Annotated in this window: 14 protein-coding genes; 3 read left to right on the forward strand and 11 right to left on the reverse strand. The window is 74.1% G+C overall.

The features are described 5' to 3' along the window. The first annotated feature begins 69 nt into the window (after window positions 1-69). Together polA and ACFPK1_RS10040 are read left to right on the forward strand one after the other, a co-directional pair. Complete coding sequence (gene polA, locus ACFPK1_RS10035; RefSeq protein ID WP_378020776.1) at window positions 70-2838, forward strand: DNA polymerase I; 2769 nt, start codon at window positions 70-72, stop codon at window positions 2836-2838. Window positions 2839-2893: 55 nt separating this feature from the next. After that, entirely contained in the window at window positions 2894-4378 is a 1485-nt protein-coding gene (locus ACFPK1_RS10040; RefSeq protein ID WP_378020777.1) for a flavin-containing monooxygenase, read from the forward strand. Window positions 4379-4392: 14 nt separating this feature from the next. Here ACFPK1_RS10040 and ACFPK1_RS10045 read toward each other — a convergent pair whose 3' ends face one another. Genes ACFPK1_RS10045 through ACFPK1_RS10070 form a run of 6 tightly spaced genes read right to left on the reverse strand, consistent with a single transcriptional unit; the run spans window position 4393 to window position 11207 of the window. Then, window positions 4393-5547 carry a vWA domain-containing protein gene (locus tag ACFPK1_RS10045; RefSeq protein WP_378020778.1) on the reverse strand — a complete coding sequence of 385 codons (1155 nt, stop codon included), beginning with the start codon at window positions 5545-5547 and terminating at the stop codon, window positions 4393-4395. Continuing rightward, window positions 5537-6412 carry an AAA family ATPase gene (locus ACFPK1_RS10050; protein ID WP_378020779.1) on the reverse strand — a complete coding sequence of 292 codons (876 nt, stop codon included), beginning with the start codon at window positions 6410-6412 and terminating at the stop codon, window positions 5537-5539. The genes ACFPK1_RS10045 and ACFPK1_RS10050 overlap by 11 nt, the downstream gene beginning before the upstream one ends. Next, window positions 6409-7350, reverse strand: coding sequence for an XdhC family protein (locus ACFPK1_RS10055; RefSeq protein ID WP_378020780.1), 942 nt, complete (start codon window positions 7348-7350; stop codon window positions 6409-6411). Before ACFPK1_RS10055 ends, ACFPK1_RS10050 begins: the two co-directional genes overlap by 4 nt. Before the next feature lies 1 nt (window position 7351). Next, entirely contained in the window at window positions 7352-9778 is a 2427-nt protein-coding gene (locus ACFPK1_RS10060) for an aerobic carbon-monoxide dehydrogenase large subunit (protein ID WP_378021004.1), read from the reverse strand. A gap of 32 nt (window positions 9779-9810) precedes the next feature. Next, a complete protein-coding gene (locus ACFPK1_RS10065; protein ID WP_378020781.1) occupies window positions 9811-10329 on the reverse strand; it encodes a (2Fe-2S)-binding protein in 519 nt (172 codons plus the stop codon). Between the two features lie 2 nt (window positions 10330-10331). Next, complete coding sequence (locus ACFPK1_RS10070) at window positions 10332-11207, reverse strand: FAD binding domain-containing protein (protein ID WP_378021005.1); 876 nt, start codon at window positions 11205-11207, stop codon at window positions 10332-10334. 248 nt (window positions 11208-11455) lie between these two features. Between ACFPK1_RS10070 and ACFPK1_RS10075 the strand changes: the two genes are divergently transcribed. Beyond that, entirely contained in the window at window positions 11456-12403 is a 948-nt protein-coding gene (locus tag ACFPK1_RS10075; protein ID WP_378020782.1) for a LysR family transcriptional regulator, read from the forward strand. Here the strand turns inward: ACFPK1_RS10075 and ACFPK1_RS10080 are convergent. Genes ACFPK1_RS10080 through ACFPK1_RS10100 form a run of 5 tightly spaced genes read right to left on the reverse strand, consistent with a single transcriptional unit; the run spans window position 12387 to window position 18121 of the window. After that, the gene (locus ACFPK1_RS10080) at window positions 12387-14654 is read right to left on the reverse strand and encodes a heavy metal translocating P-type ATPase (RefSeq protein WP_378020783.1); all 2268 of its coding nucleotides are present in this window, start codon (window positions 14652-14654) and stop codon (window positions 12387-12389) included. The genes ACFPK1_RS10075 and ACFPK1_RS10080 overlap by 17 nt on opposite strands. A gap of 3 nt (window positions 14655-14657) precedes the next feature. Further along, window positions 14658-15242, reverse strand: a complete 585-nt coding sequence (locus tag ACFPK1_RS10085) for a GTP-binding protein (protein ID WP_465252220.1) — start codon at window positions 15240-15242, stop codon at window positions 14658-14660. After that, the gene (locus ACFPK1_RS10090) at window positions 15223-15552 is read right to left on the reverse strand and encodes a DUF742 domain-containing protein (protein ID WP_378020784.1); all 330 of its coding nucleotides are present in this window, start codon (window positions 15550-15552) and stop codon (window positions 15223-15225) included. The genes ACFPK1_RS10085 and ACFPK1_RS10090 overlap by 20 nt, the downstream gene beginning before the upstream one ends. 44 nt (window positions 15553-15596) lie before the next feature. Next, a complete protein-coding gene (locus tag ACFPK1_RS10095; RefSeq protein WP_378020785.1) occupies window positions 15597-16013 on the reverse strand; it encodes a roadblock/LC7 domain-containing protein in 417 nt (138 codons plus the stop codon). Beyond that, window positions 16010-18121 carry a sensor histidine kinase gene (locus tag ACFPK1_RS10100; RefSeq protein ID WP_378020786.1) on the reverse strand — a complete coding sequence of 704 codons (2112 nt, stop codon included), beginning with the start codon at window positions 18119-18121 and terminating at the stop codon, window positions 16010-16012. The genes ACFPK1_RS10095 and ACFPK1_RS10100 overlap by 4 nt, the downstream gene beginning before the upstream one ends. Window positions 18122-18290: the final 169 nt, after the last annotated feature.

Below are 18290 nucleotides of genomic sequence, written 5' to 3' on the forward strand. Positions count from 1 at the left end.
AGGGCGGCGCCCGCGTCGCGGCCGCCCGGGCCGCCCGGGTGTGTCGGGGGTCGCGCCTAGACTCGCGCCGTGGCTCCGACCAGCACCGCTCCGTCAGCCAGCGGCCAGCCCGAGACCGTCCCGGACGCCCCGGCGGGCGGGCGGGGGCGCCTGCTCCTGCTCGACGGGCACTCGTTGGCCTACCGCGCGTTCTTCGCGCTGCCGACGGAGAACTTCAACACCACGACGGGGCAGACCACCAACGCGGTCTACGGCTTCACGTCGATGCTGATCAACCTGCTGCGCGACGAGGAGCCGACCCACCTCGCGGTGGCGTTCGACGTCTCGCGCCAGACGTTCCGGGCCGAGACCTACGCGGCCTACAAGGCCAATCGCAGCTCGACGCCCGACGAGTTCCGCGGGCAGATCGACCTCATCAAGGACGTGCTGGCCACGCTCGCGATCCCGGTGCTGGCGGTCGAGGGCTACGAGGCCGACGACCTCATCGCCACGCTCACCACCCAGGCGGTCGCCCGGGGCATGACGGTGTCGATCTGCACGGGCGACCGCGACGCGTTCCAGCTGGTGTCCGACGACGTCACCGTGCTCTACCCGCGCAAGGGCGTGTCCGATCTCGTGCGCTACACGCCCGAGCAGGTCATGGAGCGCTACACGCTGACGCCCGCCCAGTACCCCGACTTCGCGGCGCTGCGGGGCGACCCGAGCGACAACCTGCCGAGCATCCCGGGCGTGGGGGAGAAGACGGCGCAGAAGTGGATCCGCGAGTTCGGCTCGCTCGACGCGCTGGTCGACCGCGTGGACGAGGTGCGCGGCAAGGCCGGCGACGCGCTGCGCGAGCACCTGTCGTCGGTGGTGCTCAACCGCCAGCTCACCGAGCTGGTCCGCGACGTCGAGGGCATCGGCATGGGCCCCGACGACCTCGTGGTCCGCCAGTGGGACCGCGACGCGGTGCACCAGCTGTTCGACCAGCTCGAGTTCCGGGTGCTGCGCGAGCGGCTGTTCTCCACGCTCACCGCCGCCGAGCCCGAGGCCGAGGAGGGCTTCGAGGTCCGCGGGTCGGCGCTCGAGACCGGCGCGGTGGCCGACTGGCTCACCGACCACGCCCGCGACGGCAGCCGGGTCGGCCTCGCGTTCCGCGGGCAGTGGGCGCACGGCTCGGGCGACCTCGAGGGCATCGCCCTCGCGGCCGCCGACGGCGAGTCGGCCTACCTCGACGTGCACGCGATGGACGAGGCCGACGAGAAGGCGCTGGCGACGTGGCTCGCCGACGTCGACGTGCCGAAGGCCGGCCACGAGATCAAGGGCCCGATCCACGCCGTGCGGGCCCGCGGCTGGACGCTGGACGGGGTCACCAGCGACACCGCCCTCGCGGCCTACCTCGCCCGTCCCGGCGAGCGCAGCTTCGACCTCGCCGACCTCGCGCTGCGCTACCTGCGCCGCGAGCTGCGCGTGGAGGAGACCGGCGGCAGCGAGCAGCTCACCCTCGACGGCGGCGAGGAGGAGGCCGACACCGCGCTCGCGCAGGCCGAGATGCTGCGCGCCCGCGCGGTCATCGACCTCGCCGACAAGCTCGACGCCGACCTCGCCGAGCTCGGGGGCACCGCGCTGCTCACCGAGCTCGAGCTGCCGCTGCTCGCGGTGCTGGCCGACCTCGAGGCCGCCGGCGTCGCGGTCGACGTGAGCGCCCTGCACGACCTCGAGTCGCAGTTCGGCGCGCGGGTGCAGGCGGCGGCGCAGTCCGCGTACGACGTCATCGGCAAGGAGATCAACCTCGGGTCGCCGAAGCAGCTGCAGGTCGTGCTGTTCGACGAGCTCGAGATGCCGAAGACCAAGCGCACCAAGACCGGCTACACCACCGACGCCGACGCGCTGCAGACGCTCAACGAGTCGAACCCGCACCCCTTCCTGGAGCACCTGCTGGAGCACCGCGACGCGACGCGGCTGCGGGTCACGGTCAAGGGCCTGCTCGACGCGCTGTCCGACGACGGGCGCATCCACACCACGTTCAACCAGACCATCGCGCGCACCGGGCGTCTGAGCTCCACCGAGCCCAACCTGCAGAACATCCCGGTGCGCACCGCCGAGGGCCGGCGCATCCGCGACACGTTCGTCGTCGGCTCCGACTCCGCCGACGGCGCGTTCTCCGACCTCATGACCGTCGACTACTCGCAGATCGAGATGCGCATCATGGCGCACCTCTCGCGCGACGAGGCGCTCATCGAGGCCTTCCAGTCCGGCTACGACTTCCACTCCGCGACGGCCGCGCGGGTGTTCGGGGTCGCCGAGGACGAGGTCGACCCGGCGCAGCGCGCCAAGATCAAGGCGATGAACTACGGCCTGGCGTACGGCCTGTCCGCGTACGGCCTCTCCGCCCAGCTCCGGATCTCCACCGACGAGGCCAAGGAGCTGATGGAGGAGTACTTCGCGCGGTTCGGCGGCGTGCGCGACTACCTGCGCCAGGTGGTCATCCAGGCCGGCAAGGACGGCTACACCAGCTCGATCCTCGGGCGGCGGCGGTACCTGCCCGACCTCACCAGCGACAACCGCCAGCGCCGCGAGATGGCCGAGCGGATGGCGCTCAACGCCCCGATCCAGGGCAGCGCCGCCGACATCATCAAGGTCGCGATGCTCGGGGTGCACCAGGCGCTGCGCGCCGAGGGCTTCCGCTCGCGGATCCTCCTGCAGGTGCACGACGAGCTCGTGCTCGAGGTCGCGGCCGACGAGAAGGACGCGGTCACCGAGCTGGTCCGCCGCGAGATGGGGGCGGCGTTCGAGCTCGACGTGCCCCTGGAGGTGTCGGTGGGCTTCGGGAAGTCCTGGGACGAGGCCGCGCACTAGCGAGCGCGGTCACCGTGACTGGTACGCGACGGTACCAACCGCTACGGTGGTACGCGTGAGTACCGAGCATCTCGACGTGGTCATCGTCGGCGCGGGCCTGTCCGGGGTCGGGACCGCCTGCCACCTCGAGCGCGACCTGCCGGGCACCCGCTACGCGGTGCTCGAGGCGCGGGAGGATCTCGGCGGCACGTGGAGCCTCTTCCGCTACCCGGGCATCCGCTCGGACTCCGACATGCACACCCTCGGCTACCGCTTCCGGCCGTGGAGCAGCGCGACGGCGCTCGCCGACGGACCGTCGATCCTGGAGTACGTCCGCGAGACCGCGCAGGAGTTCGGCGTCGACGAGAAGATCCGCTACGGGCACCGCGTCACGCGCGCGTCCTGGGACTCCGACGCCCAGCGCTGGACCCTCGAGATCCCGGGCCGGACGCCGCTGACCTGCTCGTTCCTGCTCATGTGCTCGGGCTACTACCGCTACGACCAGGGCTACACGCCCGATCTGCCGGGCATCGAGCGCTTCGGCGGCACCGTCGTGCACCCGCAGCTCTGGGACCCCGAGCTCGACTACGCCGGGAAGCGCGTCGTGGTGATCGGCTCCGGCGCGACGGCCGTGACGCTCGTGCCGGCGATGACGCAGGGCGACGGCGCCGCCGCCCACGTCACCCAGCTCCAGCGCTCGCCGAGCTACGTGCTCTCGATCGGGCGCACCGACGCGGTCGCCGAGGTCCTCTCGCGATGGCTGCCGAAGGCGGTCGCCGACCCGCTGACGCGCGCGAAGAACATCGCCCAGATCATCACGCTGTACCAGGTCAGCCAGCGTTTCCCGCGGTTCGTCCGCGGCCTGCTGCGCAAGGCGACCCAGGCCGCGCTGCCCGCGGGCTACGACGTCGACACGCACTTCAACCCGCGCTACGACCCGTGGGACCAGCGGATGTGCATGGTCCCCGACGGCGACCTGTTCCGGGCGATCCGCCGCGGCGACGCGGAGATCGTCACCGACACCATCGAGACGTTCACCGAGACCGGCATCCGGCTCGCGTCCGGACGCGAGCTCGAGGCGGACGTCGTCGTCACGGCCACCGGCCTGAACCTCCAGATGTTCGGCGGCGCCGAGCTCGTCGTCGACGGCGAGGCGCTGCACCTGCCCGACACCATGGCCTACAAGGGCATGATGCTCTCCGGCGTGCCCAACCTCGTCTACATGATCGGCTACACGAACGCGTCCTGGACGCTCAAGGTCGACCTCGTGGCCGAGTACGTCGTGCGGTTCCTGCGCCACCTGCGGAGGAGCGGCCTCGGGGTCGCGGTGCCCGAGCGCGACCCGTCGGTCGAGGAGGCCCCGTTCCTCGACTTCGGTGCCGGCTATGTGCAGCGCTCCATCGACGAGCTGCCCAAGCAGGGCACGCGCGCGCCCTGGCGCCTGGCGATGAACTACGCCGTCGACGCCGTGTCGCTGCGGCGCAGCCGGGTCGACGACGAGGCGATGCGGTTCGTGCCGGTGGCCACGCCCGCCCCCGCGGCCGTGCGTGCTGCCGGCTGACGGGCGCGCCAGGGTCAGGCCTGCAGGGCGTCCAGGAGCTCGGAGAGCGCGTCGAGGCGGTGGGCACTGACGACGGCGTCGCAGTGCGGCCACGCGGCCGCGATGCCACGGGCGCGGGGAGCGAAGCCGGGGCGCGCCGTCCGCGGGTTCGCCCAGACGATCCGGTGGGCCACCCGACGGAGGCGGGCCATCTCGCGGCCGAGGACCTCGGGATCCCCGGTGTCCCAGCCGTCGGAGACCACCAGCACCACCGCACCCCGCGCCGTGCCCCGGCGACCCCAGTGGCGGGAGAACTCCGCGATCGAGGCGCCGATGCGGCTGCCGCTGGACCAGTCCGGGGCGTGGGCAGCGGCCCGGGCGAGCGCCGTGGCGGGCTGCCCGCCCCGGGCGAGGACCGGGGTCAGCCGGGTGAGGCGCGTCGCGAAGGTGAACACCTCGGCCCGCCCCGAGACCCGGGCGCACCAGAGCAGCTGCAGCAGCGCGCGGGCGTAGGGCTCCATCGACCCCGAGATGTCGCAGAGCACGACGAGGCGCCGGGGCCGGGTGCGGCGGGTCCGGCGGGCGAGGACGACGGGCTGGCCGCCGGTGCGACGGGCCCGGCGCAGCGTCGCGCGCAGGTCCACCGACGTCCCGTCGGCCGCGGGCCGGTACCGCCGCGACGGGCGCCGTGGGGTGGCCACCCGGAACCGCCGCATCGCGTCCGAGAGCGTGCGGAGCTCCGCCGGGGTCAGCTCCGCGAAGTCCCGCCCGCCCAGGCGCTCGGCGGCGCTCGCGGCCACCGCGATCTGTCGGTCGGCGCCCTCGACGTCACCCCCGATGGAGCGATCGGCCGTCACCGACGCCGTCGCCCCCACCGGCGCGGCCCGCGGCGTCGCGCCGGCAGTCACGGGCGGGGGAGCGTGCTGGTCACCGCGGCTCTCCGCAGGGTCGGTGAGGTCGGGGGACACCGACCGGAACACCGCACGGAACACCGCGTCGAAGGCCGGCAGGGTCCCGGGCTCGATCACCAGCGTCACCCGGGCGACCCAGTAGAGCTCGCTCACCCGCCTCGGCCGGACCGCCACGACGCCGGCGGCGAACCGCGTGGCCGCCTCGACGTCGACCGCCATCCCCGCCCGCCGCAGCGCCGCGGTGAACCGCGCCGCGAAGGTCGCGAGGTCAGCGTCCACCGACCACCGCCTCGAGGCCCGCGTCGAGGACGGTCTCGCGGTCCTCGTCGTACTTGAGCACCGCGCCGAGCGTGCGACCGGCCGACCCGGCGTCGAGCGTGGTGACCCCGAGGGCGTGCAGCGCGTGCGCCCAGTCGATCGCCTCGGCGACCCCGGGGGGCTTGAGCAGCGGCGGCTCGCGGAGCCGGCCCAGTGCACGGGCGACCTGATCGGCGAGGGCGTCGCCGACCTCGGGCACGCGCGACCGCACGATCGCCTCCACGGCGGCCGTGTCCGGGTGGGGGATCGTGTGGTGCAGGCAGCGCCGCTTGAGCGCGTCGTGGAGGTCGCGCGTGCGGTTGGAGGTCAGCACGACGACGGGCCGGTGCACCGCGTGCCGGGTCCCGAGCTCCGGGATGGTCACCGATCCCTCGGCGAGCAGCTCCAGCAGGTGGGCCTCGAACTCGTCGTCGGCCCGGTCGACCTCGTCGATCAGCAGCACCGCCGGCCGCGGGCCGGGGTGGGTCACGGCGGCGAGCAGCGGGCGCGCGAGCAGGTAGGCCTCGCCGAACAGGTCGTCGTCGGCGAGCGCCTCGCCCCGGCTCTCCGCCAGCCGGATCGCGAGCAGCTGGCGCGGGTGGTTCCACTCGTAGAGCGCCTCGGCGGCCGTGAGCCCCTCGTAGCACTGGAGCCGGAACATCCGCGTGTCCAGGACCTCGGCCAGGGCGAGCGCGGCGCGGGTCTTCCCCACACCGGGCTCGCCCTCGAGCAGGAGCGGCTGGCGCAGCGCGACCGCCAGGAACAGCGCGGTGGCCAGGCCGTCGTCGGCGAGGTATCCGGTCGCGCCGAGCTCGGCGCGCAGGGTCCCGACGTCGGCCGGGATCACGAGCGCCCCGCCGGGGTCCCGGGGGTGGACGCGGCGAGGACGAACCGGGCGGGGTCGTCGACGAACGCCTGCCGGCACCCCGACCCGCAGAACCACCACGTCACCCCGTCGACGATCGTGCTGGGGTCGGCGGCGGCGCCGGCCACGGTCATCCCGCACACCGGGTCGACGGCCGGACCGATGGGACCCGAGCCCTCCCCGGGGAGGCCCCCGGGTGACGGCGTGGCCACCCGTTCCCGCGCACCGACCATCTCGGCGTAGATCGACAGCGCGATCTCGGCGGGCGTGGTCGCGCCGAGGTCGAGTCCCGCGGGCGTGGAAACCCGCGCTCGGTCGGCCGCACCGACGTTGAGGGCCCCGAGCACGGCGGCACCGCGGGTCCGGCTCGCGACCAGGGCCACGTACGGCACCCCCGCCCGCAGGGCCGTCGTGAGCACCTCGGCCTCGTCGCGTCCGTGCGAGGCGACGACGACGGCCGCCGCCGTCTCCGCGGGCGGGCCGCCGTCGTCACGGACGTCGTAGTCCATCGCCTGCCCGATGCGCACCAGCGCGCGGGCCACCGGGGCGTCCCCGTATACGTGGACCACGGTCGGCGGCACCATCGCCTCGAGGAAGATCTCGAGAGTCCCGCCGGAGAGGCAGGGGTTGTCGACGGTGATCAGTCCCTCGCGCTCGTCGGCGGCACCAGTCGACCCCGGCGTGATCCGCAGGAGCGTGGAGCTCCGGTCGCGCAGCAGCCGCAACCCCTCGACGCGGACGGTGGACTCCGCGCAGCTGCCCCCGACGAACCCCTCGACATGCCCGTCCGGCAGCACCAGCGCGCGGTCACCGGGCCGCGCGCTGGTGGGCCGTTCCGCCCGCACCACGGTGGCGAGCACGAACGGCGTGCCCGCGTCCCGCAGCGCGTCGGCGCGACGGAGAACCTGTCCGCCGGACACGTCAGGTGATCGCGAGGTCGGTGCGCAGCGGGCGGCCCTGCGCGGCCGACCAGACCGCGGCCGGTGTGAGCGGCATGTCGGCGTGACGGACCCCGAACGGTGCGAGGGCGTCGACCACCGCGTTGACCACCGCCGGCGGCGAGCCCACCGTGGCGGACTCGCCGACCCCCTTCGCACCGATCGGGTGGTGGGGCGAGGGCGTCACCGTCTCCCCGAGCTCCCAGGACGGACACTCCAGCGAGGTCGGCAGGAGGTAGTCCATCATCGAGCCGCCGAGGCAGTTGCCGTCGAGGTCGAACGCGATGCCCTGCATGAGCGCCATCCCCACGCCGTCGGCGAGCCCGCCGTGGACCTGCCCCTCGACGATCATCGGGTTGATCCGCACCCCGCAGTCGTCGACGGCGACGAACCGCCGCACGTCGACGTCACCGGTGCCCGGGTCGACGTCGACCACGCACAGGTAGGCGCCGCACGGGTAGGTCAGGTTCGGCGGGTTGTAGACGACGGTCGCGTCCAGGTGGCCCTCGACGCCCTCGGGCAGCTCGAGGTTCGAGTGCGAGGCCATCGCGATCTCGGCCATCGACACCGACGCGTCGGGGTCGCCGGCGACCTGCCAGCGCCCGGTCTCCTGCCACTCCAGGTCCTCGACCGACACCTCCATCATCGCGGCCGCGACGATCTTCGCGCGCTCGCGCACCTTGCGGGCCACCATGGCCGTCGCCGCCCCGGACACCGGTGTCGACCGCGAGCCGTAGGTCCCCAGCCCGAACGGGGTCTGGTCGCTGTCGCCGTGCACGACCTCGACGTCGTCGGGGGAGATCCCGAGCTCCTTCGCCGCGATCTGGGCGAACGTCGTCTCGTGGCCCTGGCCCTGGCTCTGCACCGAGATGCGCAGCACCGCCTTGCCCGTGGGGTGCACCCGCAGCTCGGCGCCGTCGGCCATGCCCAGGCCCATGATGTCCATCGTGCGCCGGGGACCGGCCCCGACGGCCTCGGTGAAGAAGCTCAGGCCGATGCCCATGAGCTTCACGCGCTCGCCGGCGTCGTGGCGGCGGCGCAGCTCGGCCTGCTCGGCGCGGAGATCGCCGTAGCCCGCCTTGTCCAGGGCCACCTGCAGGGTGCGGGGGTAGTCGCCGGAGTCGTACACCCATCCCGTGGCGGTCTCGTAGGGGAACTGCTCGGGGCGCAGGAGGTTGCGCATCCGCAGCTCCGCCGGGTCGAGCCCGAGGTCGTGGGCGACGACGTCGACCATCCGCTCGATGAGGTAGACCGCCTCGGTGATGCGGAACGAGCACGCGTACGCCACGCCGCCCGACGCCTTGTTGGTGTAGACGCCGGTGACCCCGCAGTGCGCGGCCTCGAGGTCGTAGGAGCCGGTGAAGACACCGAAGAAGCCGGCGGGGAACGCGGTCGGCTGGGCGGTGCCGTTGAACGCCCCGTGGTCGGCCAGCACGTGCACCCGGACAGCACGGATCTTCCCGTCCCGGGTGACCGCGACCTCGCCGCGCATGTGGTAGTCGCGGGCGAAGGAGGTGCTCATGAGGTTCTCGGAGCGGTCCTCCATCCACTTCACCGGCCGGCCCGTGACGATGGACCCGACGATGGAGCAGACGTAGCCCGGGTAGATGCCGACCTTGTTGCCGAAGCCGCCGCCGATGTCGGGCGACACCACCCGGAGCTTGTGCTCGGGCAGGCCGGCGACCAGCGCGTAGAGGGTGCGGTGCGCGTGCGGCGCCTGCGTGGTGGTGTAGATCGTGAGCTTGCCGCTCACCGGGTCCATGTCGGCGATCGAGCCGCAGGTCTCCAGCGGCGCGGGGTGCACCCGCGGGTAGAGCATGTCCTCGACCACGACGACCTGGTCGTCCGCGGCCTCGGCCTCGGCGAAGATCGCGTCGGTCCGGGCCCGGTCCCCGGACTCCCAGTCGAAGATGTGGTTGTCGGTCTTGTCCTTGTCGTCCCTGATCACCGGCATGCCCTCGGCGAGGGCCTGCTTCGCGTCGATCACCGGGTCCAGGGGCTCGTACTCGACGTCGATGAGCCCAAGGGCGTCGCGGGCGGTGTACTTGTCGTCGGCGACGACGAACGCGACCTCCTGGCCCTGGAACCGCACCTTGTCGGTGGCGAGCACGGCCTGGACGTCGTTCGACAGCGTCGGCATCCAGGCCAGCCCCAGCCCGGCCAGGGTCTCGCCGGTGATGACGGCGTGCACCCGCGGGTGCGCCTCGGCGGCGCTCGTGTCGATCGAGACGATGCGGGCGTGCGCCAGCGGGCTGCGCAGCACCGCCCCGTGGAGCATCCGGGGCAGCACGATGTCGTCGACGTACTGCCCGCGGCCACGGACGAAGCGCGCGTCCTCCTTGCGCTTCATCGAGCCGTAGCCCCGGGGGGTCTCCTCGGCGGCCCGGACCTGGTCGGACGGGTTCTGCATGCCCTTCTCGTGACCCTGCTCGTACAGCGTGGTCATGCCGTCACCTCGGGGGTCTCTTCGGGAACGACGGGCGTGGCGGCGCCGGCACCGCCGTCGGCGTGCTCGGCCGCCCACCGCACCGAGCGCACGATGTTCTCGTAGCCCGTGCAGCGGCAGACCTGGCCGGAGATGGCCTCGCGGATGGTGGCCGGCGAGGGGTCGGGATCGCGGTCGAGCAGGGCGCGGGCGGTGAGCATCATCCCGGGCGTGCAGAAGCCGCACTGCAGGCCGTGGCACGTCATGAAGCCGGCCTGGACGGGGTCGAGGTCGTTGCCGCGCGCGAGGCCCTCGACGGTGTCGACGGCGGCGCCGTCGGCCATCACGGCCAGGACGGTGCACGACTTGACGGGCACCCCGTCGAGGCGCACGACGCAGGCGCCGCAGTTGGAGGTGTCGCATCCCCAGTGGGTCCCGGTGAGGCGGAGGTCGTCGCGGAGGAAGTGGACGAGGAGCAGGCGGGGCTCCACGTCCCGGGTGAACTGCTCGCCGTTCACGGTCACGGTGATCTGCACGCTCAGGCCTCCTGTCCACGCGCCCGGGCCGCCGCGCGGTGCAGGGTCCGCGCGGTCAGCTCGGCCACGAGGTGGCGCTTGTAGTCGACGGGTCCGCGCTGGTCGGCGGAGGGGTTGCTGTGCGCGGCCGCGATCCGGCCGGCCTCGGCGAAGGCGTCGTCGGAGACGGGGCCGCCGCGCAGGGCGTCCTCGGCCTCGGGGGCGACGAAGTGTGCGGCACCCACCGCGGACAGGCCGATGCCGACCTCGGTGACGGTGTCGCCGTCGAGGGTCAGGACGGCCCCGGCGGAGACGACGGCCCAGTCCCCGGCCCGGCGTTCGACCTTGTGGTACGCGCTCCCGGTGCCCGGGGAGATCGGGACGCGGACCTCGACGAGCAGCTCGCCGTGGGCGACGGCCGTCTCGTAGGGACCGTGGTGGAACTCGCGCACGGGCACGACCCGCTCGCCGTCGGCGCTGCGGATGACCACGCTCGCGCGCAGCGCCGAGAAGGCCGCCGAGAGGTCCTCGGAGGGATCGGCCTGGCAGAGCGAGCCGCCGACGGTGCCGCGGTTGCGCACGATCGGGTCGGCGATGAGGCGTTCGGCGTCGGTCAGGATCGGGAAGTGCTCCCGGACCACCGCCGACTCGAGGACCCCGCCGTGGCGCGTCATCGCCCCGAAGCGGACCTCGTCGCCCTCGACGCGGATGTAGTCGAGCTCGGCGAGGCCGTTGATGTCGATCAGCGTGGACGGCTCGGCGAGGCGCAGCTTCATCATCGGGATGAGGCTGTGCCCGCCGGCGACGATCAACGACTCGGGCCCGTGCTTGCGCAGCAGGGCGATCACCTCGTCGACGCTGCCGGCCTTCTCGTAGGCGAACTGGGCGGGGACCTGCATCGGCTTCCCCTCGGGGTGGAGAGACGGGTGGGTCACGGGGCGGGGCACGGAGGTCGCCCCGTCGCGATCGGGGTCGGGGTCGGGGTCGGGGCGCAGCGGGACCCGCGCCGTCGTGGTGGCGGCCCCGACCGCCATTGGTGTGAGGGGCGCCACTCTGCGTTCCCGCCCGATCGTTGCGGTAGACGGAGTTGAGCGATCCCTCAACCGGGCGCTGGAACCGTTCCGTGACCGGGACGAGACTCGACCGGGTGACGCTGACGCAGCTCCACACCTTCGTGCTCGTCGCCCGGCTCGGCACGGTGCGCGCGGCGGCCGAGGCGTTGGGCGTCACCGACTCGGCGGTCTCGCAGGCGCTGTCGGTGCTGCGCAAGCACCTCGACGACCCGCTCGTCGTCCGGGTCGAGGGCCGCATGGAGCCGACGCCGGCAGGAGCCCGGCTGCTGGGTCTCGCGTCCCAGATGGTGGCCCTCGGGGCCGAGGCGGAGGCGGCGGTCCGCACGGCGCAGGGTCGGTCCGAGGAGCTGCGCGTCGCCACCGCGTCGGTCATGGCGGAGTTCGTCGCGAGCCCCCTGACGGCGGCGTTCGACACCCGCACCGGCAGCGCCTACGCCCTGTCCACCAGCGTCGCCTCCACCGCCGAGCTCGAGGTCCTGGTGGCCAACCGCCTCGCCGACGTCGCGCTCGGACCCGCGGTGGTCCTCGATCCCGGTCGCCGGCTCGCCAGCGAGCCCGTCCTGCGCACGCAGCTCGTCGCGGTCGCCGCGCCCGGCCTGCGCCTCGCGGGCCTCCCGGCCACGTGGCCGTGGCTGGTCGACCCGACCCACGGCGAGCCCGGGAGCGAGACCGGTGGGCTGCTGCGCCGCCTGGGCGTCCCCGACGAGCGGGTCCGCGTGTTCGCGTCGCACGGGGCCGCCTGGGAGGCCGCGGTGGCCGGCGGCGGTGTCGCCGTCGCCACTGCGCACCTCGTCAACCCGCAGTTGCGCCGGGGCGACCTGAGGATCGTCCCCACGCCCGCGACACCGATGGCCGGGGCCTGGCACGCCACGATGCTGCGACCCGAGATGCGCACGCCGGGGGCGACCGCCTTCCACCGCTTCCTGACGACGCCGGAGGCGATGGCGCTGATGCGCTCCCCGCACGGCGGGGTCGTGCCGTCCCGGTTCCGGCCCCCGGTCTACGTCACGATCTGGAACTAGCGACCGCGCGCCCGCCGGGCGACCAGCTCGCCAGACGCAGGCTCGAGGCCACCACGAAGGCCGAGGACGCGGCCATCGCGACCCCGGCGACCAGCGGGTTCAGCAGACCGGCAGCGGCCAGGGGGAGCGCGGCGACGTTGTAGGCGAACGCCCAGGACAGGTTGCGGCGGATCGTGCGCCGGGTGGCGCGCGCGAGTCCGAGCGCAGCGGGGACGACGTCGAGACGGTCCCGCAGCAGCACCATGTCGGCGGCGCCGATCGCGACGTCGGTGCCGGACCCCACGGCGAGCCCGAGGTCGGCGCGGGCCAGGGCGGGGGCGTCGTTCACCCCGTCGCCGACCATCGCCACGGAGCACCCGTCGTCGCGCAGCCGGTCGATGACGGCCGCCTTCTCGTCGGGAGTCACCCCGGCGATCACCTCGTCGACGCCGACGACGTCGGCGACCCGGCGAGCGGCCGCCTCGTGGTCGCCGGTGAGCAGCACGGTCCGCACGCCGAGGGCGTGCAGCGCGGCGACGGCGTCGGCCGCCCCCGGGGCGACGCCGTCGGCGAGCGCGAACGCGCCGACCGCGGCGTCCCCGCGGCCCACGAGCACGGTGGTGTGGCCGTCGCGCTCCCAGGCGGCGGTGCACGCCGCGATGTCGGCGGGAACGGCGACGCCCTCCGCGGCGAGCAGGCGCGCGGACCCGACCGTGACGACCTCGCCGTCCACCCGGCCGCGGGCGCCGAGCCCGGCACGGGTCACCGCGCCCTCGACCGGCGGCAGCTCACCCGTGGTCGCGCGTGCCAGGGCGACGAGCGCGGTCGCGAGCGGGTGGTCCGCCCTCGCCTCCACCGCGCCGGCCCAGCGGGCGACGTCGAGGGGCGACACCTCGACGCTCGTGGTCGCGTCGACCACGGCCATGCGCCCGTCGGTGACCGTGCCGGTCTTGTCCAGCACGACGACGTCGACGGCGTGGGCCGCCTCCAGCGCCCGGTGTCCGAGCAGGAAGATCCCGAGACGGGCACCGCGGTCGGTCGCGACCAGCAGCGCCATCGGGGTCGCGAGGCCCAGGGCGCACGGGCAGGCGATGACGAGGACGCAGAGCGCGGCCGAGAACGCCGCGACGCCGGGACCCACGACGGCCGACCACCCGATCGCCGTCGCGACCGCCAGGACCAGCACGACGGGGACGAACATGGTGCAGATGCGGTCGGCGAGGCGCTGGGCGGCGGCGCGCTCGGACCGCGTCCGCTCGACGCTGTCGACCAGCCGCGCGAGGCGGGTGTCGGCGCCCGCCCGGGTCACCCGGATCACGACCTCGCCGTCCACGACGCGCGTCCCGGCGTGCACGGGTGCCCCGGGGGCGACCGCCCGGGGCACGGGCTCGCCGGTGAGGGTGCTTGTGTCCACCGCGGCCGTGCCCTCGACCACCTCGCCGTCGGCGCCGACGAGCCCGCCGCGGTCCACGGGGCGCACGACGATCTCCTCGCCGGGCGCGAGCCACCCCGCGGGGACGTCCTGTTCGCCGTCGGCACGGCGGACGGTCACGTGCCGCGGTCGCAGGGCCGCGAGCCCGGCCACCGTCCGGCCGGCGCGGCGGCGTGCGGTGGCCTCGAAGAGCCGGCCCGCCAGCAGGAAGAGCACGACCACGAGGGCGACGTCGAGGTAGAGCGGTCCGGCGACGAACGACCCGGTGACCGCGGCGACGACACCCAGGGAGACCAGGGTGTCCATCGACGCGGTTCCGTGGCGTGCCCCGGCGAGCGCGGCGCGGTGGAACGGCCACGCGCACCACGTCGCCACCGGGGCGGCGAGGGCCAGCAGCACCGCCGTCGAGCCGGGGAAGCGCAGGTGGGGGTCCACGGCGAGGCCCATCGCGACGTGGGCCACCGGCACGCCGAGCAGCAGCGCCACGACCAGCCGTCGGCGCAGCGAGCGCACGGCGGCCCCGTCGGCGTCATCGGGCCGGCCGGGCTCGCCGGTCTCCGGCGCACCGTCGACGATGGCGCGCACGCGGAAGCCGAGCCGCTCGATCTCGGCGACGAGCTCGGCGGACCGCTCCGGTCCCGCACCCCGCACCCGGGCCCGCTCGGCCACGAGGTCGACGCGGGCGGTGACGCCGCCGAGCCGCTCGAGCCGGCGCTCGATCCGCGCGGCGCACGACGCACACGTCATGCCCTCGACGGCGAGCTCCAGCTCGGCGGCGTCCCGCTCCCCCGGGGGGGCGACGGACCGGGGGGACCGGGGCGGGTCCTCGAGGCGGACCACCGGTCAGTGGCTCCCCTGGAGGGAGTGCTCGACCAGCCGGATCAGGGCCTCCAGCGACGAGCGGTGGTCGCGGGCGTCGACGCGCACCAGGGGGCACTCGGGGCGCAGGACCAGCGCGTCCCGGACGGTCTCGTCGTCGTACTCGTCCGCCGTCGGGAACCCGTTGACCGCCACGACGAAGGGCACGCCCCGGTTCTCGAAGTAGTCGATCGCGGCGAAGCAGTCGTCCACGCGGCGCAGGTCGACGAGGACCACCGCCCCGACCGCACCGCGGGCGAGCTCGTCCCACATGAACCAGAACCGCGACTGACCGGGCGTCCCGAACAGGTAGAGGATCATGCCCGCATCGACGGTGAGCCGCCCGAAGTCCATGGCGACCGTGGTGGTCTGCTTGTCCGGCACGGCCTCGGCGTCGTCGACCCCCACCGACAGGCTCGTCATCTCCTGCTCGGTCGACAGGGGCGGGATCTCCGAGAGGGCGTGGACCAGGGTCGTCTTGCCGACCCCGAACCCGCCGGCGATCAGGATCTTCAGAGGCAGCAGCCCCGTCGCGGTCCGGGCCTGACGGTCAGCGGGCACGGAGGCCATCGAGGAGTCTCTCCAGGAGTTCGCGTCGGGGACGGCCGTCCGCGCCGACGAGGGGCAGGTGCACGGCGAGGTGGTCGGCGTTGGCGAGATCGCTCACCAGCACCCGCGCCACGCCCACGGGGACGCCCAGCAGCGTCCCGATCTCGACCAGGGACTGCGGCTCGGCGCACGCCTCCACGATGGTGCGGTACTCGGGCTGCAGGACGCCCAGCTGGGAGAGTCCGTGCTCGGTCGCGGTGACGAGGGCCTCGACGGGCAGCTCGCGCCCCACCGCCCGCGTCCGGCCCCGCGTGACGGCGTAGTTGGGCACGACCCGTCCTGCGGACGCGGGAGGCGTGGGGCGCTCGTCCACGGTCATCGAGGACTGCCGGTGCGGTCGGGCCGCGCGGCCGGGGTCAGCGCGTGCCCGACGCGGGACGCGAGCATGGTCATCTCGTAGCCCACCAGACCCATGTCGGCGGTGCGCTCGGTGTGCACCGCGAGCAGCGAGCCGTGGCTGATGGAGGTCAGGAACAGGTAGCCGCCCGCCATCTCGAGGATGGTCTGGCTGACCGGGAGGGTCCCCAGCAGCGTGGCCGCCCCCCTCGCGAGGCTGACCAGCCCGGAGCTCGCCGCCGAGAGCTGGTCGCCCAGCACCGGGTCGACCTCCGGCGTGGCGGCGAGGCGGAGCCCGTCGGAAGAGACCACCAGGGCGTGCACGACGCCGGGCGTGCCCCGGGCGAAGTCGGTGAGCAGCCAGTCGAGGTGGCCGTTGTCGTGGATGCCCGTCACGAGGACGCTCCGTTCGGGTTCGGGCCGCCACGCCGGTCCTCGCCGCCGCGACCCCCGTCGATCTCGAGGTGGGCCATCCGCCTGCTGGCCTGGTAGCGCGACAGGGCCGTGAGCGCGCCGCCGCTCGCCGGGCCGTCGGTCGGCGCGTCGGCGAAGGGGCCGGCCGCGGCGGTGTCGGCGGTGTCGGCGGTGTCGGGCGCGAGCCTCTTTCCGGAGGCGGGGGACGGGTCGGCGGGGGACGGGTCGGCGGAGGAGGTGGACGGCTGGGCGAGCTCCGGTGCGAGGTGGCTCTGCGGGGTGCGCCGCTTCAGGGTGCGACGCGGCGGATCGGCGTCCGCGGCCTCGCGCCCGCCCGGTCCGCCGCCCGGTGAGAACTCGGGAGAGCTGCGGGGCGTCGGGGCGTCGGCGTGGCTCCCCCGGGGGCGGATGATGTCGGACCCGGCGCCCAGGGCCGCCCCGTCCCCGGCGATCTCGCGGGGCGGCGGGACGACGATGGGGTGGATGAGCCCGCCGCGCTGCGACGCGGACGCCCGCCCGTTCCCGCTCGCCGACGCGGCGGCATCGGACGGGGCGTGGGCGGGGAGGTGGGCGGGGAGGTGGGCGGGGAGGTGGGCGGGGAGGTGGTGGCCGTTCCCGGCGTCCTGGCGGGGCACGTGGGGCCACGCGTGGCGGCCGTCCCCGCCCGGCGGCACGGGGGCCACCGCGACCGGCGAGGTTCCGGAGCGCCCGGCGGCGGCCTCACCGACGGGGCCCGCGGGAGCCGGCCGCAGGGCCGGGCCCGTCGGGCGCCGGGGCGCGCCGGTGGTCGACGGGAACAGCGCGGCCGGCAGCACGAGTACGGCGGTGAGCCCGCACCCCGGGGTGGGGGTGAGGGTGGCGGTGATGCCGTGCCGCTCGGCGAGCCGGGACACGACGTGGAAGCCGAGACGGCGGGAGGCCGAGACGTCGACCTCCTGCGGCGCGCTCAACAGCTCGTTCGCCCGCGCGAGCTCGTCGGCGGGCATCCCCACGCCGGTGTCCTCGACGACCAGCAGGTGCGACCCGGGCGAGGGGTGGTAGGGCCGGTTGGTGACGGTGACCGTGCTGGTCGGCGGGGAGTAGCGTACGGCGTTCTCGAGGAGCTCGGCCAGCAGGTGGGTCAGGTCGGCCACCGAGCTGCCGACGATGGCGAGGCCCTCGTCGACGGTGAAGGTGATCCGGTCCAGGTCCTCGGTCTCGGCGATCGCCGCGCGGACGACGTCGCGCAGCGCCACCGGTGCCGACCACACGCGGGGCGCCTGCTCCCCGGAGAGCACGAGCAGGCTCTCGGCGTTGCGCCGCACGCGGGTCGCGAGGTGGTCGAGGCGGAAGAGCTCGGCCAGGACGTCGGGGTCCCGCTCCTTCTCCTCGAGGTCGTTGATGATGTCGAGCTGGCGGTGGTACATGCTCTGGTTGCGCCGCGCGAGGTTGAGCAGCAAGTCAGAGGTGAACTCCTTCTTGCTGATCTCGCTCTGCGCGAGCTGAGCGGCGAGCTCGGACTTCTGGTCCTGCAGGTCCTCGGTGTACCGCCAGAACAGCAGGACGCCGGCACAGGCGGCGAGCACGCTCAACCCGTGCACGACCGACCACAGCCAGGGATTCCCCTGTCCGGACAGGTGGTTGAAGATCAGATTGGGCACCAGCGCGGAGCCGATCCCGTGACTGAGCACGGTGAACGCGATGTTCCAGAGGAACGGGAACCAATCCTGGTACAGCGCGAGGAAACCGACGATGACGAAGAAGTGGAAGTGCGCCTCGATCGAGCCGTTAGACAGCACCACCAGGGCGATCGAGCAGGAGGTCAGTCCCAGCGTCACCAGGAACGACCCGACGCGGCGCCGACGGGTCATCGCCGCGGCGGCGGTGAGCAGCGCCGTCCACCCCACGAAGGCGCCGATCCAGGCGACGGGCCAACCGGTCACCGCCCCGACCGCGATGAGCAGGGGGACGTGCAGGCCCAGGACGACGAGCAGCAGCCGGTGACGTCGCGTCCACTCCGCGTCGCTCAGTGTGTTCCCACGAGGGAGGAGATCGATCGTCCGTTGCCAGATCGATTCTCGTGTCGGGGTCGGCGCGGCGGAATCGGACAAGCGGGCACCTTCTCGGGGAGGCGAGGGGATGTGACCACGGCACGGGATCGTGGCGGACCGTACATTGCCGGGTGCGCCCAGGGAATCGCACGGGTGCACCAATGGCGTTACCGACGCCAGGAAATGACGCTGTGTGGCGTAGATGGTTGGTCCGGTCAGGTGCGGGCGC

Origin of the sequence: Actinomycetospora rhizophila, from assembly GCF_042657905.1 — a bacterium.
Taxonomy (GTDB): Bacteria; Actinomycetota; Actinomycetes; order Mycobacteriales; family Pseudonocardiaceae; genus Actinomycetospora; species Actinomycetospora rhizophila.

What these genes read in the sequence shown, in the direction of transcription:
- ACFPK1_RS10070 (WP_378021005.1), bottom strand. Translation starts at nt 11,207, where the DNA reads ATGCAGGTCCCCGCCCAGTTCGCCTACGAGAAGGCCGGCAGCGTCGAC.
- ACFPK1_RS10060 (WP_378021004.1), bottom strand. Translation starts at nt 9,778, where the DNA reads ATGCAGAACCCGTCCGACCAGGTCCGGGCCGCCGAGGAGACCCCCCGG.
- ACFPK1_RS10085 (WP_465252220.1), bottom strand. Translation starts at nt 15,242, where the DNA reads ATGGCCTCCGTGCCCGCTGACCGTCAGGCCCGGACCGCGACGGGGCTG.